13 protein-coding genes are annotated in these 14,228 nt (G+C 67.6%); 3 read left to right on the top strand and 10 right to left on the bottom strand.

The window, feature by feature from the left end; translation table 11 throughout:
- Positions 1-129: 129 nt before the first annotated feature.
- The 7 genes from IEY21_RS09285 to IEY21_RS09315 all read right to left on the bottom strand — a co-directional run bounded on the left by IEY21_RS09285 (position 130) and on the right by IEY21_RS09315 (position 8,398).
- Positions 130-1,611, bottom strand: coding sequence for a glycoside hydrolase family 36 protein (locus IEY21_RS09285; RefSeq protein WP_188903706.1), 1,482 nt, complete (start codon positions 1,609-1,611; stop codon positions 130-132).
- Positions 1,604-3,628 (bottom strand): beta-galactosidase, encoded by a 2,025-nt coding sequence (locus tag IEY21_RS09290; protein WP_188903708.1) that lies wholly within the window; start codon positions 3,626-3,628, stop codon positions 1,604-1,606. Before IEY21_RS09290 ends, IEY21_RS09285 begins: the two co-directional genes overlap by 8 nt.
- A 209-nt stretch (positions 3,629-3,837) precedes the next feature.
- On the bottom strand, positions 3,838-4,710 hold the full coding sequence (locus tag IEY21_RS09295; protein ID WP_188903711.1) for a carbohydrate ABC transporter permease: 873 nt from the start codon (positions 4,708-4,710) through the stop codon (positions 3,838-3,840).
- A complete protein-coding gene (locus IEY21_RS09300; RefSeq protein WP_188903713.1) occupies positions 4,707-5,612 on the bottom strand; it encodes a carbohydrate ABC transporter permease in 906 nt (301 codons plus the stop codon). The genes IEY21_RS09295 and IEY21_RS09300 overlap by 4 nt, the downstream gene beginning before the upstream one ends.
- Before the next feature lie 193 nt (positions 5,613-5,805).
- The gene (locus IEY21_RS09305) at positions 5,806-7,077 is read right to left on the bottom strand and encodes an ABC transporter substrate-binding protein (RefSeq protein WP_188903715.1); all 1,272 of its coding nucleotides are present in this window, start codon (positions 7,075-7,077) and stop codon (positions 5,806-5,808) included.
- A 48-nt stretch (positions 7,078-7,125) separates the two neighbouring features.
- Positions 7,126-7,884 (bottom strand): DeoR/GlpR family DNA-binding transcription regulator, encoded by a 759-nt coding sequence (locus IEY21_RS09310; protein WP_229753002.1) that lies wholly within the window; start codon positions 7,882-7,884, stop codon positions 7,126-7,128.
- A 181-nt stretch (positions 7,885-8,065) separates the two neighbouring features.
- Complete coding sequence (locus IEY21_RS09315; RefSeq protein WP_188903717.1) at positions 8,066-8,398, bottom strand: FKBP-type peptidyl-prolyl cis-trans isomerase; 333 nt, start codon at positions 8,396-8,398, stop codon at positions 8,066-8,068.
- A gap of 178 nt (positions 8,399-8,576) precedes the next feature.
- Between IEY21_RS09315 and lepB the strand changes: the two genes are divergently transcribed.
- The 3 genes from lepB to IEY21_RS09330 are packed head-to-tail and all read left to right on the top strand — an operon-like array spanning position 8,577 to position 10,516.
- Positions 8,577-9,266: a signal peptidase I gene (lepB, locus tag IEY21_RS09320; RefSeq protein WP_229753003.1), complete on the top strand. Its 690-nt coding sequence runs from the start codon at positions 8,577-8,579 to the stop codon at positions 9,264-9,266.
- Complete coding sequence (locus IEY21_RS09325; protein ID WP_229753004.1) at positions 9,263-9,784, top strand: hypothetical protein; 522 nt, start codon at positions 9,263-9,265, stop codon at positions 9,782-9,784. Before lepB ends, IEY21_RS09325 begins: the two co-directional genes overlap by 4 nt.
- 36 nt (positions 9,785-9,820) lie before the next feature.
- Positions 9,821-10,516, top strand: a complete 696-nt coding sequence (locus IEY21_RS09330; protein WP_188903719.1) for a DUF2259 domain-containing protein — start codon at positions 9,821-9,823, stop codon at positions 10,514-10,516.
- A 28-nt stretch (positions 10,517-10,544) separates the two neighbouring features.
- Here the strand turns inward: IEY21_RS09330 and IEY21_RS09335 are convergent, their stop codons facing one another.
- The 3 genes from IEY21_RS09335 to IEY21_RS09345 all read right to left on the bottom strand — a co-directional run bounded on the left by IEY21_RS09335 (position 10,545) and on the right by IEY21_RS09345 (position 14,150).
- On the bottom strand, positions 10,545-12,218 hold the full coding sequence (locus tag IEY21_RS09335) for a VOC family protein (protein ID WP_188903721.1): 1,674 nt from the start codon (positions 12,216-12,218) through the stop codon (positions 10,545-10,547).
- A gap of 87 nt (positions 12,219-12,305) precedes the next feature.
- Positions 12,306-12,827: a MarR family winged helix-turn-helix transcriptional regulator gene (locus IEY21_RS09340; RefSeq protein ID WP_188903723.1), complete on the bottom strand. Its 522-nt coding sequence runs from the start codon at positions 12,825-12,827 to the stop codon at positions 12,306-12,308.
- 33 nt (positions 12,828-12,860) lie between these two features.
- Entirely contained in the window at positions 12,861-14,150 is a 1,290-nt protein-coding gene (locus IEY21_RS09345; protein ID WP_188903725.1) for an aspartate aminotransferase type Ic, read from the bottom strand.
- Positions 14,151-14,228: the final 78 nt, after the last annotated feature.

Consider the following 14,228-nt stretch of genomic DNA (forward strand, 5'->3'; position numbering starts at 1 on the left):
CGACCGGCTCCGGGCTGGGGCTGGGAATCTCGGACGTGACCACGATGGGCGCCAAGCCGTACAGCGTCAGCGCGCGGCCATCGGCCTTGAGGAAATCGGCGCTGTAGGCAGTGCTGCCGGGCGTCTGAATCATGTCTGCCTCTGATAGCTGTGGGGAGCAAGGCCGTCCAGGGAGGCATCGGTCAGATTGAAAGTTCCCCGGCGGAAGTGGGTGACTGCGCCGCCGAGGCTGTGGGTGAGGGTGGTGGGGCGGTCGGGCGCGCTGAGGGTCAGGCAGTCGCGCAACAGGCCCAGGCCCTCGGCGTCCAGCAGGGCGATGGGATCACTGCTCGCCCGCAGGCCCCCCACCACATCCAGCATGCCGGCGACGGCGTGGCGTTCGTTGCTGTTCAGCAAGCTGAGTTCGCGGCGGCAGATCGCCACGTCCGGGTCCGGCTGGTACCACGTGTGCTGGTACCAGCGCGACAGGGCAGTGTGCAGGGCATTGCGGGCGCTGGGGCCGGTGGCGTCGCCCAGCCATACCCGGCGCGAGTCCTCGTCCCACAGCGGGGCCACGTCTGGCCCGGTTCGCATGGCATCCACCACGCCGATGCTGGCCGCAAGCGGTGCGCCGCAGCCCAGCAAAAAGGCGTCGTCTCCGGCTCCGTCGCGCAGGGCCTGCAGGCCCATGCGGTACGCCGCCGCCCGGCCCACCGAAGGATCGTGCCGTACCCCCGGCAGCGCCGCGCCGTACAGAAAGTCCAGCTTCAGGTACGGGTAGCCCCAACCGCGCGCCGTGGCTGCGAGCGTGCGCAGCCAGTCCAGCACCTCGGGGCGGGTGGTGTCCAGCGCGTAGTAAGCCCCGCCCCAGTTGTGGCCCACGGTGAGCGGCTGGCCGTCCGCGCCACGCAGCATCCAGTCGCGGTGCTCGCGGAACAGTTCAGAGGTCGGCGAGGCCAGAAAGGGGGCCAGCCACAGTCCGGCCGTGAATCCCAGGTCCCCCAGCTGGGTCGGGAGGTCGCGGGCATGTCCTCCAAAATGGCTGCTCGGTGTGAACCAGTCGCCCAGATCGCTCTGAAAGCCGTCATCCAGCTGAAAGACATCGAAGGGAAGACCGTGCTCCCGGGCCAGCCGGGCGTTGTCCAGCATGGCGGTCAGCGTCACGTCACGGTAATAGCTGTACCAGCTGCACCACACCCGCTGCGGCGCGGGCGTGCGGGCGTGCATGTTCGCCCCCAGCTGCGCGCTCAGCGTTTCCAGGATCGTGATCACGTCGTCTGTGGGTTCCCACGCCACGGCGGTGGCTGGCCCCTCCTGACTGCAGGTCACGCGCACCCGGTCGCCCTCGGCGCGGGCCTCCCAGTGGGTAAAGGTGTGGGTGGCGTCCTGTGCCGCGCCCACCCAGCCGCCCCCATCGGGGCGAACCAGCGCCAGCACGGTATGGCTGCGCCACACGCCCGCCTCGCCGCTGGGCAGGAAGGCCGGGTCGTGGCCCTGTTCGTGCCGCCAGCGCATCAAGGGCACGGACTGCACGTCGGTCAGCGGGCGCAGCTCGGCCTCGCTCCACGACTGGTAGCCGCTGACGAGGACCCGGACCTGTGCCGGATCGGTGGCCAGGGTCCACTCAGGCATGGGCGCTCTCCAGCACGGCGTCCTCCAGCACAGTGAAGCTGACCGGCTCCAGCATTTGCCCGTTCCACTCCACCCGTTCCGGGTTCCAGTTCTGCAGCAGGGTCCGCCCCGCCCGGCGGCTGAGGCGCACGCCCCCGGGCAACGGGGTGGTGGCCACGTCCGCCTCTGCCAGCACCCCGGCCAGCACCGTACCGATCAGTTCGCTGCTGTGCGCGCCGATCACGGTCACGTTGCCGTGGCGGATCACGGCGCTCTGGCCGTCCAGCGGGCCGCCGGAGTAGGTGTACAGCGTTTCGGCTCCCTTCACGCGGTAGCTCTCGGCCCAGGCGTGGGCCTCGAAGGTCCCGCCGTCGCCGGTCACGTGCTGGGAGAGGGTGGGGCGCAGCGAATCGTACTGAAGCAGCCTCGCGCCCACCAGCTCCGACAGCGGGCCGAACTGCCCGTCGGCCCAGGTTTCTCCGCCGGGCGTGCGGAAGGCGGTGCGTGGGCCGCAGACCAGCCGCGCACCGCCTTTGACTGCCGCGGTCCAGTGCGCCGCCCGCTGCTGCGGGACGAGCGTGATGGCGGGAGCGACGATCACGGCGTAGCCGCTCAGGTCCGCGTCGGCATGAATCACGTCCACGTCCACCCCCAGCGCCCGCAGCGCCGAGTAGTAGGCCAGGGTCTGCGTCCAGTAGCTCAGGGACGCGCTGTGCTTTTGCTCGTCGTACAGCCACAGGCTGTCGTAGTCGTGCAGCACAGCGACTTTTGCTGGCACCCCGCCCACCGGAAACTGCGTGGTGTCCAGCCCGGCCACCTCGGCAAAACCCCGGTCCGGCGTTTCATCGTGTCTGAGCAGGCCGGAGTGCATGACTTCCTGCGCCATGGTGGCCGCCCGCCAGCGGAAGTAGCTCACCACGTCCGCACCGTGCGCCCAGGCCTGCGCCGTCCAGAGTTGCACCGCGCCGTCGGCGGGCAGCGGGTTAAAGGGCGCCCAGTTGACCTGTCCGCACTGCTGCTCCATCACCCAGGGACCGTTCGGGGTGCCCTGGCCGTCGCGTCCCAGCGCATTCTTTCTACCCAGCAGGCCCCGGTACAGGTCATGGTTGAAGGCGATCAGGTCTGGGTGTCCCGTGCGGGCAAAGTGGGTCTTGACGTCCTCACCGCTGCCGGGCGGAGCGAAGAACTCCAGCATGCCCAGTGGGTAGTTGTCCCAGGTCACGAAGTCCAGTCCCCGCGCCACATCGTAGTGGTCAAAACCCATCTCGAAGATCATGAAATTGTGCGTGACGAAGCGCCCCGGCGACAGCTCGCGCAGAATCGCCACCTGTTCGGCCTGAAACCCGGCGATCATGTCCGAGGCGAAGCGGTAGAAGTCCAGCACATGCGACGGGTTCGGCTCGGCCACCGTCAGGTTCGGCGGCTTGATCTGCTCCCAGGCCGTGTATTCCATGCTCCAGAAGACATTGCCCCAGGCCGCGTTCAGGGCGTCCAGCGTGCCGTACCTGCGTTCCAGCCAGCCGGGAAAGGCGGCTGCGCTCGCGCCTCCGTAGCTGCGGGAGGTGTTGTGGCAGCCGAACTCGTTGTCGGTCTGCCAGCCGGCCACCGCCGGATGCCCGCCGTAGCGTTCGGCCATCGCCCGCGTGATGCGCCGGGAATGCTCGCGGTACACCGGACTGGCAAAGTCGTAGTGCCGCCGCGCGCCGAATTCACGCACGCGGCCCTGGGCGTCTACGGGCAGGATTTCGGGGTGGGCGCGTATGAGCCATGCGGGCGGCGTGGCGGTGGGCGTACACAGCACGACGCGCATACCGGCGGCGTGGTAGGCGTCGATGGCGGTGTCCAGCCAGCTCCAGTCGTACTCGCCGGGACGCGGTTCCATGCGGCTCCAGGCAAACTCGGCGATGCGGACGAAGGTCAGCCCCAGCTCCTTTTGCTGCTGCGCGTAAGCGGCCCAGCGGTCCTGGGGCACGTGCTCCGGGTAGTCGCAGGAGCCGAGAAGGAGATGGGGGGCAGGGGTAGAGGTGGATTGGGTCATGGCAGGTCCTGGGGAAGGGAAAGAGGGCTGAGGATCTGAAGGTCTGCCGGCCGGGTGCCGGGCATTGTCGGCGCACGGAATCGCTGTACCGGGGCGGACACCAAAGGCCGCTGGACGGGGCCAAACATCACGGGTGGGCAGGGCAGGTGGGCACGAACTTTCACCCGAACAGAGGCGGAGGGCTGGGCCGGAAGCCCCGGCCCCCACCATCAATCCTTGACGGCCCCGCCCGCGATGCCGGCCACAAAATGCCGCTGCAGCGACAGGAACAGCACCAGAAAGGGAATGGTAGCAATCGCCGTTCCCACCATGATGCCGCCCCACGACACGCGGGTCAGGCCCACCAGGGTGCCCAGCGCCACCGGCATGGTGTAGCTGTCCTTCTGGGTCAGCACGATCAGCGGCCACAAGTAATCGTTCCAGGAAGCCAGGAACAGCAGAATCGCCAGCGCCGCCAGCGCCGGACGCACGATGGGCAGCGCGATCTGCCAGAAGATGCGGCCCTCCGAGGCGCCGTCGATGCGCGCGGCATTCAGCAGATCGCTGGGAACGGTCTGGAAGGCCTGACGCATGTAGAAAATGCCGATGGTGTTCGCCAGCGTGGGCAGGATGACCGCCCAGTAGGTGTTCGAGAGCTTCAGATCGCGCGCCACCAGAATGAACTGCGGAATGATGGTCACGAAGGTGGGAATGGTCAGTGTCGCCAGGATCAGGCCGAACAGCCAGTTCTTGCCGGGAAAATCAAACTTGGCGAAGGCGTAGCCGCCCATGCTGGTGAGCAGCATGCTGAAGACCGTGTACAGCGAAGCGATCATGGTGCTGTTGAACAGCGTCCGCAAGAAGTTGGTGTCGGCCTGCAGTCCCCGGAAGTTTTCCATGAATGCACCGCCGAACCACAGCGGCGGATTGGGGCTGAAGATGGCCGTTTCCGGGTGGGTGCTGAACACGGCCATGATCCACAGCGGGGCCAGAAAGATCAGCGCCAGCGGCAGCAGGGCCAGATGCAGCCAGAGGGCGCCCGTGCGTTTGCGGGGCGTGACGCCCGGCGAAACCGGGACGGCCACCTGCGGTCTGGCGGTCATCTTTCCCTCCCGAACAGGCGAAGCTGGATCAGGCTGAACACGGCGGCGATGGCGGCCACGGTGTAGGCGATGGCGCTGGCGTAGCCGAAGTTAAACGAGCGGAACCCCTGCTGGTACAGGTAGGTGCCCAGCGTCATGGTGGCGTTGCCGGGGCCGCTGTTGGTGATCAGGGCGGGTTCGGTGAACAGTTGCAGCGTGCCGATCACGCTCAGGACCATGCAGAACAGCAGGGTGGGGCGCAGCAGCGGCAGCGTGATCTTCCAGAACTGCTGCGCGGGTGTGGCTCCGTCGATGCTGGCCGCCTCGTACACGTCCTCGCTGATGCCCTGCAGGCCGGCCAGCAGAATGATGGCGTTGTAGCCGGTCCAGCGCCAGGTCATGGCCATGATGATCACCGACATGGCCGGCCCGGACTGGTTGAGCCAGTCCACGGCGGGCAGGCCAATTCCGGTCAGGGCACGGTTGACCACGCCGAAATCGGTGTTGAACAGCAGCCGGAACACTGCCGAGTACGCCACCGTCCCCACCACCAGCGGCGCAAAGAAGGCGAAACGGAACCATCCGGCGGCCTTCAGAAGTTTGCTGTTCAGGGCCACGGCCAGCACGGTGGCCAGCGACAGCATCAGCGGCACCTGGACCACCAGAATCACCATGGTATTGCGCAGGGCCGTGCGGAAGAACTCGTCCTCGATCAGCCGGGACCAGTTGGACAGGGCGTAGGGTGCGTCTGCCCCCAGCCGCGAGTCCTTGAAGCTCATCAGAAACGAGCTGACGATGGGCCACGCCCAGAAGGTGGCAAAGATCAGCAGGTACGGCAGGATAAACAGGTACGGCGCCTTGGGCGTGCGCGCCCAGCGTCCTGCGCGCCGGGGTGGGGGAGACAGCGGCTGTGAAGTGGTCATGACTACCTCGGCAGTACACGGACAAGAGGCGAAGGGAAGGAGGACAGCACAAACAGAAGCGGGCGAGGGAAGCGGGCGTCCGTGTGCTCGCCATTCCCTCGCCCCTGTCCTCACGCCGCGTTCAGGCCCGGCGCGTCACTCAGACGGCGTGGCAGAAGACGTGGGGGTCCAGGCACTCGCCTCTGCCCTGGCCTTACTTGGCGACAGGCAGGCCCGTGGCGCTGCTGATCTTCTTGGCCGCGTCGTCCAGGGCTTCCTTGGCGGTCTTGTAGCGGCCCTTGATGTAGTCGGCCTGCACCACGATCATGATCTGACGGGCGTCCTGGAAGTACTGCGTGCCGCGTGCCTGGGGAACGTCACCCAGGGTGCCCAGAATGGTCTGCCACACGGGCTGGTTGCCCCAGTACGGCTGCGCGGTCTTCACGTAGGGGTCCTTGGTGGCGCTCAGCAGGCTGGGAACCAGACCCTGGGACTTGAGCATGGTGACCTGACCGCCAGCGGTGGCCAGGGCATGTTCCAGGAAGGCGTAGGCCGCGGCCTGGTTCTTGCTGGAGCTGGGAATCGCCAGGGCGCTGCCGCCCAGGTTGCTGGCGCGCACGCCCCCGGCCTTGGAGGCGGGCATCAGGTACACGCCCCACTTGCCCTTCTGGTCCGGGGCGTTGGTGCGGATGGTGCCCTCGTACCACGCGCCGAACATGGCGCTGGCGGTCTTGCCCGCCTTGATGTTGGTGATCTGGCCGCCCCAGTCGCCGGTGGTGACCACCTGCGCGTCGTACAGCTTCTTGATGGTGTTCAGCGCCGTCACGCATCCGGGCTGGTTAACCGTCACGGCCTTGGCCGCGTTGTCGAAGTAGAAGCAGCCGTTCTGGTTGGCGAGCATCCGGAACCACTCGTCGTCCTGGCCGTTGGCGATGGTTGCCAGCTTCACGTTGTTGCCGAACTTGGCATTGACCTTCTTGCCCGCCGCGATGAAGTCATCCCAGGTCTTGATGCTGTCCGGGTTGACGCCGGCCTGCTGGTACAGGTCCCGGCGGTAGAACATCACCACGGGGCCGGAATCCCACGGCATGGCGTAGCGTTTGTTGCCCGCCATCAGCTCGGTCCACTTGAAGGCCGGGAAATCCTTGACCAGCTTGTCGGCGCCCTTGGTGTTCAGGTCAACAAAGCAGTTCGGGAAACGCGCCCAGAACACCTCGGCCTCGTTGTTCTCGATGGAGTAAACGTCGGGCATGTCTTGGCCCCCGGCGGCGCAGCCGGCCAGCCCGCGGTCATACACGTTCTGGTTGCCCAGATCCTCCACCTTCACCTTCACGTTGGGGTACTTCTTGTTGAAGCTGGGAATGGTGCTCTCCAGGGCCTTGGCGGCCGCGTCCCACGACCAGACGGTGATGGTGCCGGACAGGTCCTGGGCGGCGGCGGAACCGGCGAGCAGCAGGGCAGACAGGGACAGTACGAGTTTCTTCATAAAACCTCCGGTTGGGGAAAGGACAGTGGGCGGGGGATAAGGAGCGGACTAAACGAGTTCGATGCTGGGAATGACGCCGCGCAACTCGGCGGGCGGCGCCCCCGGCTGTCGGTCGGTGATCAGGATGGTCACGGCCTCGGCGGGGGCCACCTGTGCGCGGCTGACCTGTCCGAGCTTGCTGTGGTCGGCGACCACCACCACCGCGCGCGCCTGCTCGACCATCAGCCGCTTGATCTCGGCTTCCTCGTGGTTGGCATTGGTCACGCCTGCGGCGGCGCTCAGGCCGTTGCAGCCCAGGAACAGCCGGTCGGCGTGAACATGACGCAGCACGCCCAACGCGTAGGGACTGACCAGCGAGTGTTGCAGCGGCCTCAGGGTGCCGCCCGTCACGATGACCCGCAGGTTGGGCAGACGCTCCAGTTCCAGCGCGATGTTCAGGCCGTTGGTGATTACCGTTACGTCGCGCAGGGTGGGGGAGAGGGCGCGGGTCACCTCGGTGGTGGTGCTGCCCACGTCCAGAAAAACCGTCTCGCCGTCGCGCACGAGTGCCGCCGCCGCGCGCCCGATGCGCCGCTTGGCCGCTGCGTGCTTGCGGCGGGTTTCCTCCAGCGGGGATTCGCGGATCACGTCCAGGGGGAGCCGCGCGCCGCCGCGCGTGCGCCGCAGCTGTCCAGCATGTGCCAGGGCGTTCAGGTCGCTGCGAACTGTAACTTCCGAAACCCCCAGGAGTTTTGAAAGTTCTGTTGCGGAGACCTCGCCGTTTTGCTGAACCAGAGATAGGATTTCTCCTCTGCGGGCCTGAATCAAGCTCGCCTCCTTTGTGCCTAAGTTTCGTTACTTTCGAAGTCTAAAGGAAAGGTGGGGTCGCCGTCAATGCTGACCGGTGCTCAGTCGGCGCGCCGGGCGGGAAGACAAAAAAAAGCCCCGTGAGGGGCCAGGAGATAAGGGGCCACGCAGGGCCAGACGAGTTGGGGTAAGGGCAGACGGGTCAGCGCACGTCGACGAGTTCCACATCGAAGATCAGGGTCGCGCCGCCGGGAATCACACCGGGCACGCCCGCCTCGCCGTAGCCCAGTGCGGCGGGAATGGTCAGTTTGGCCTTGTCGCCCACCCGCAGCTGCGCGATGCCCTGATCCCAGCCGGGAATCACGTAGCCCACCCCCAGCGGAAACTCGATGGGCTCTCCCCGGTCGCGGCTGGAATCGAACTTCTGGCCGTTTTCCAGCATGCCGGTGTAATGCACGCGGACCATTTTCCCGGTCTGTGCCGGAGTTCCCGTGCCCTCTTCATATTTCTCGATCTTCAAGCCTTCGGCGCTCATAGAGGGCAGGGTAAACGCCGCAGCGCCTTTTTCCCCCACTGTCTGAAGTGAACATAAAGATTCTGGCGTACCGGAGCGCCCCTTCCCCCTTGAAAAACAGCGTGTGCCGCTTCACGTTCTGAACCTTGCCCGCGCGGGTGCGTCGCTTCTCAGCCGCGCTTTGCTAGCCTGCCAGGCGGTGAGTACTTCTCCGCCCCCTTCCCGCCCGGCCACAGCGCTGCGGCGGGCCTGGCGTACCTGGATTCTGGGGGCGCTGCTGCCGGTGTATCTGCTGACCACCCTGGGGGGAACGCTGGCCCGGGTGGACGGCGACTCCATGAACGAGACGCTGCGCAGCGGCGACGTGCTGCTGCTGCTGAAGTATCCGCGCTGGCTGCGGGCCGCCGGCCTGCCCACGCCGTATCCGCGCCGGGGTGATCTGCTGATCTTCAAGGCCCCGCCGGACAGTCCCTACAGTTACGAGACCCTGTGGGGAGTGCGCCACCGTCCCTACAACGTCAAGCGGGCGGTGGCCCTGGCCGGAGACAGCGTGGCCGTGCAGGACGGCCGGGTGGTGGTCAATGGAGTGCCCCTGCGTGAACCCTATGCCAGCGAGGGCTTTGTGGCCGATCAACCTGCGCTGACGGTGCCGCCGGGCAAGGTCTGGGTCATCGGGGACAACCGCCGCCTGGGGGCCAGCCTGGACAGCCGGGCGTACGGCCTGGTGGCCCTGAGCGACACCGCCGGTCCGGCCAACCTGCGGCTGTGGCCCCGGCCCGGGTGGGTGGGTGGGCTGGGCTGGGGCGATCCCGAGGTTCGGCGGAAAGGGCCAGACGGCGGCGCGGGGGAAGCAGGCTCTCACACTCGGTTGCTAACGTTCGGCGTATGAACTCCTCCGCCTTTCTTGTCGCCGCGCTGACTGCGGGCATGGCCGTGAGCGTGGGTACGGCCGGCGCACAAAAACTGGTGGCTTTCAGCGACCCCAAACTGCCCTTTCAGGTCAGCCTGCCCGCCGGATGGCTGGGCGCGGACTTCGGGGACGGGGCCTCGGGCGTCAGCCTGGTGTCGGCCAAGGCTCCGCCCGCCACGCTGATGCGGCTGCTGTTCACGCCCAAGAACGGCGCGGCGATCAACCTGACCACCGAGTTCGGCAAGTTCGAGTCGGGGGTCAAGGCCTCCGGGGCCAGCCTCAAACAGACGGCGAGCCGGCAGGTGCGTTACGGAGGAGTGGGCGGCACCGAGCGCGAATACACGGTCTCGCACCCGCAGGGTCAGCTGCGCATGCGCGTGTGGTTCGGCAACGGAGCCAAGAACCTGTATTCGTTTCAGCTGACCGACTCGCCCGCCCGGTATGCGGCGGCCACGGCGCTGTTCAGCAAGGTCCTTGCCACGCTGCGTTTTCCGTAATCTGGCCCGGGTGGCCCCGGCAGTGTACGGTGGAGCATGCGACCTCTGCTGGCCCTGGCCCTGACCGCCAACTTTGCCGCCGCGCTGGCGAACGAGCGGATTCCGGTGGATCATGTCCGCTTCTCGGGCGACTCCTCACGGGTGATGGTGCTGACCTCGGGACTCCGGGACGGTTCCGGCCTCGGCACCGCGCAGCTCAGGGTCTTCAGCACGTCCTCGGGAGTGGCGCTGTACACCCGGGACCGCACGGCCGACGCCGCGCCCAACACCCTGCGCTGGAATCTGCTCACCCAGCCGCCTGCACCGACCAAGCTTGCGGCCTTCGGCCTGTTGCCCGGAGTGGTCTCCAGCGCAAAGTACAACCGTGTCTATCCGCAGCCCTACCCGCAGTGGAGTGACGGCCTGGGTGCGGGACAGACGGGCGTGATTCCGGTGAATCTGTGGTCGGGGCCGGTGCCGATCACGCTCCGGGTGTACGCCCTGCCGTCCTCCTGCCCGTACCCCGACATGCTGCAGTCGGGTGACATTCCCGCCGGCTTCAGCCTGACAGTGAACAGTCAGACCATTCACCTGGACACGGCCCTGCCCCCTGAGCGCCGCTGCGCTGCCCGTTACGCGCTGGAGCGTGTGGACGTGCGCGGCAACCGCGTCCTTATGACCGTGCGCTCCTATGGCCCGGGATTCGAGGGGCCCGATGCCACGGCGGTCTTCGTGGCGGCGACGCTGCACTGACCGGCATTGTTTCCGGAAACTCGGGATCTCATTCCCGGGCGGAATCCAGATGTGCGGCAACGTTTTGCATCAAAGTCCGCATGGCGTCCAGCTCCTGCGTATTGATGGCGTGGCCCAGGCCGGGAAACACGCGGGCCTCCACCGCCGCGCCGCGCGCACGCAGGTGGTCGGCGCTGGCCTCGAAGCGCTGCAGCGGAATGTGGGCGTCGTCGGGGGCCACCCCCATGTAGACCGGCAGGCCGCCCAGGTCGCCCGTGTGGTCCAGCGTGATCAGGGCGCCGCTCAGGGCCACCACGCCGCCCAGCTTCCGGTCCCTGCCCGCGTATTCCAGCGCCAGGCACGCGCCCTGGCTGAACCCGGCCAGCACCACGTTCTGTGGGGGGATTCCCTGGGCCTGCAGTTCCTCCAGCACCGCGTCAATGGTGGCCAGGGCGGTGTCCAGCTCGGGCTGGTTCTGCTCCAGCGGAGCCAGGAAGGACTGCGGATACCAGCTGTTGCCAGGCGCCTGCGGGGCCAGATAGGCAAAGGCACTGAGATTGAGCTGTCCTTCCAGCCCCAGAATGTCCTGGGCCGTGCCTCCCCGTCCGTGCAGCAGGACAGTGGCCACACGGGCCTGTTGTGGGGGGCGTCCGGCGGTCAGAACCTGGATGTCAGAGGAGGCCGCTGTCTGCGCGGTGGCCTGGGGGCCGGTTCCCAGGTCGCGCGTGCCCAGCGTCACGCCGTATTCGGGCGAAACAATGCGGGGCAGATGTGCCTCGATGGTGGGACGGCGGGCTTCATACCATGCGGGGAGCTTGAGGTGACGGCCCAGCTCGCTCACCGGTTCATCATCGGGAAAGCCGGGGGCGTCGGTGGCGATCTCGAAAAGCACCCCGCTGTGTTCCCGGAAGTAGATGCTGTGAAAGTACTGCCGGTCCTGCACGGGCGTGGGCGCGTGGCCCGCCGCCGTCAGCTGCGCCAGATACGCCGCCTGCTCGGCGTCGTCGCGCGTTCGCAGCGCAACGTGGTGAATGCTGCCCGCCCCGAACGAGCCGCGCGCCGCGCCGGGCCGTTCCACCACGTCCACGAACAGGCCGACGCCGGAGCCGTCCGGGCCGTCGCCGCTGCCCTGGAAGCGGGTGCGCGTGCCGTGGGGGTCAGGTTCCTGCCCCACTTCCGTGAAACCCAGCTGTCCGACGAGCAGTTCGCGCACCCCCTGCGTTCGCTCCACCCAGGCCGTCACCGAATGAAATCCGCGCAGGGCGTGCTCTGCAGGAACCGGGGAAGCAGGCCACACCTCCACCGGCGCACCGTCCTCAAACACCAGCTCGACCCAGGTGCCGTCCGGGTCGTCGAAGGTCAGGGTGGGGTGGCCGAAACGGCGCCCTGCCTGCACCTTCATGCCCTGCGCCGTCAGGCGTTCTTGCCAGTAATCCACAGAGGTCGCCGGGGCGCTGTAGGCGGTGGCCACCACCTCGCCGTTGCCCCGCACGCCGCGCTGCGCTCCGGGCCATGGAAAGTGGGTCATGACCGTGCCCGGCTGCCCGGTGAGGTCGCCGTAATACAGGTGGTAGGTGCCCGGATCGTCAAAGTTCACCGTGACCTTGACCAGCCGCTGCCCGAGCACCCGGCTGTAGAAGTCGATGTTGCGCTGCGGGTCGCTCGCCATCACGGTGACGTGGTGCAGGCCCTGAACGGGGGAGGTCTGGGGGGATGCAGTCATGGTGCCATGATAGCTTAACGTTAAGCGATCAGAAGGCGACGGCCCTCTCAGTTCATGGATGCGGGGAAGGCGGCGCGCTCGCCAGGACTACCCAGGGGGGCGTGCCGGGCGTCGGCGCGGCGTCTTCCCGCCGGTCTGGGCCGGTTCCCCGGTGCGCCGGGCGCTGACGCCCAGCCCCAGCTTGCGGGTCAGCGCCGTGAGCTGGGCGAGTTCATCCGGCTCCAGCACGCCGAACAGCTCGTGAATCCCCTGGGCGTGTCCGGGCAGGATGCGCGAGATCAGGGCGTGGCCGGCGTCGGTCAGGGTGACCTGAAAGACGCGGCGGTCATTGAGGTCGCGTTCGCGCCGTACGAGTCCGTCACGCTCCAGGTTGTCGATCACCATGGTCAGGTTGCCGCTGGAGCGCAGGATCTTGTCGGCCAGCTGACGCTGACTCAGAGGCCCCAGGTGGTAGACCGCCTCCAGCACCGCGAACTGGCTGATGGTCAGGCCGTGATCTGTCAGGTGACGGTTGGCCGCAACCTCCACGGCCTGCGCGGCGCGCCACAGCTTAATGTAGGCGTCCAGCGCGGCCCGCTGGTCTTCAGACCCTTCAAAGCGGTTCGGCATGGGCGGCATCCTCGCGCCACGGGGCCGGAGAAATCAAGTCCGGCCCTGACCCTGACCGGCGCGGTGCTCCTCGGTGGCCAGGCGAATACAGGTGGCAACCACACCCATGGCGGTGTAGACCTCGCTGACCGGCGGACGGGTGGGGGCTAGGCGGATGTTGCGGTTGTGGGGATCCTGGCCTTCTGGATAGGTGGCCCCGGCAGGAGTCAGGCTGACCCCGGCGGCCTCGGCAAGCTCGATCACACGCGCGGCCACCGGCGCGGTGGTGTCCAGGCTGATGAAGTAGCCGCCCCCCGGCGTGGCCCAGGTGGCGTACTCTCCGCCCTCGCCCAGCTCGGCGCGCAGCGTTTCGTCCACCGCGCGGAACTTGGGAGCAATCAGGGCGGCGTGGTCGCGCATCAGGCCATCAATGCCGCCGGGGTAGCGGCTCAGGAACTTGACGTGCCGCGCCTGCTCGGGCTTGTTGGGGCCGATGCTCTGGGCGTTGAGGTAGCCGGACAGCCACTTCACGTTGTCCTCGCTCGTCGCCACAAAACCCAGCCCCGCCCCCGCGAGCGTGATCTTGCTCGTGCTGGCAAACACGAAGGCGCGGTCGGGATGGCCCGCGTCGCGGCACAGGGCCACGAAATTGACCGTCTCGGGGGGCGTGCCCAGGTGGTGGGCGCGGTAGGCGTCGTCGGCCAGAATCAGGAAGTCGGGCGCGGCGGCTTGCAGGGCAGCCAGCCGCCGGGCCTTGTCGGCGCTGATCGTCTCGCCGCCGGGATTGCTGTAGGTGGGCACGAACAGCACGCCCCGGATGCTGGCGTCCTGCGCCGCCAGCCGCTCGATGGCGTCCACGTCCGGGCCGTCGGGCTGCATGTCCACCGCCACCAGTTCGAAACCCAGCGTCTTGAGCAAGAGAAAGTGGCGGTCGTAGCCAGGAACGGTCACGATGAATTTGGGGGTGACGGGCGCCTTTACCCACGGCTGCGGCGCCGTGCGGGTGCCGTGCAGCAGGGCGAAGGTCAGCACAAAGGCCTGCAACTCCAGCGAGGCGTTGTTCCACACGACCATGTTTTCCGGCTTGACGTCCAGGTACTCCGCGAAGAGGCGACGGGCGCTGGGCAGCCCCGCGACCCCGCCGGGATAGTTGCGCAGGTCCAGGCCGTCCATCTGCAGGTCGTCCTCGCCCAGAGCCGTGAACAGGCCGCTCGACAGGTCAAAATCGGCGTCCGAGGGCTGGCCGCGCTGCATGTTCAGCTTGAGGCCCCGGGCGCGCACGGCGTCGTAGGCGGCCTGGGCGGCGCTCAGGGGGTCGGCGTGGGCAGAGGCGTCATGCGTCATGACTGCTACGTTACCTGTCCGGCGGGGGGCAGGGGGGGAAGTTGTTTGGCCGCCGGCGGTGTTACACTTCGGCCCGGC

It is taken from the genome of Deinococcus aerophilus (genome assembly GCF_014647075.1).
In the GTDB taxonomy this organism is placed as follows: Bacteria; Deinococcota; Deinococci; order Deinococcales; family Deinococcaceae; genus Deinococcus; species Deinococcus aerophilus.

Coding starts and splice junctions, on each gene's coding strand:
- IEY21_RS09290 (WP_188903708.1), bottom strand. CDS start 3,628: ATGACCCAATCCACCTCTACCCCTGCCCCCCATCTCCTTCTCGGCTCC.
- IEY21_RS09345 (WP_188903725.1), bottom strand. CDS start 14,150: ATGACGCATGACGCCTCTGCCCACGCCGACCCCCTGAGCGCCGCCCAG.
- IEY21_RS09295 (WP_188903711.1), bottom strand. CDS start 4,710: ATGACCGCCAGACCGCAGGTGGCCGTCCCGGTTTCGCCGGGCGTCACG.
- IEY21_RS09315 (WP_188903717.1), bottom strand. CDS start 8,398: ATGAGCGCCGAAGGCTTGAAGATCGAGAAATATGAAGAGGGCACGGGA.
- IEY21_RS09330 (WP_188903719.1), top strand. CDS start 9,821: ATGCGACCTCTGCTGGCCCTGGCCCTGACCGCCAACTTTGCCGCCGCG.
- IEY21_RS09285 (WP_188903706.1), bottom strand. CDS start 1,611: ATGCCTGAGTGGACCCTGGCCACCGATCCGGCACAGGTCCGGGTCCTC.
- IEY21_RS09325 (WP_229753004.1), top strand. CDS start 9,263: ATGAACTCCTCCGCCTTTCTTGTCGCCGCGCTGACTGCGGGCATGGCC.
- IEY21_RS09340 (WP_188903723.1), bottom strand. CDS start 12,827: ATGCCGAACCGCTTTGAAGGGTCTGAAGACCAGCGGGCCGCGCTGGAC.
- IEY21_RS09305 (WP_188903715.1), bottom strand. CDS start 7,077: ATGAAGAAACTCGTACTGTCCCTGTCTGCCCTGCTGCTCGCCGGTTCC.
- IEY21_RS09335 (WP_188903721.1), bottom strand. CDS start 12,218: ATGACTGCATCCCCCCAGACCTCCCCCGTTCAGGGCCTGCACCACGTC.
- IEY21_RS09300 (WP_188903713.1), bottom strand. CDS start 5,612: ATGACCACTTCACAGCCGCTGTCTCCCCCACCCCGGCGCGCAGGACGC.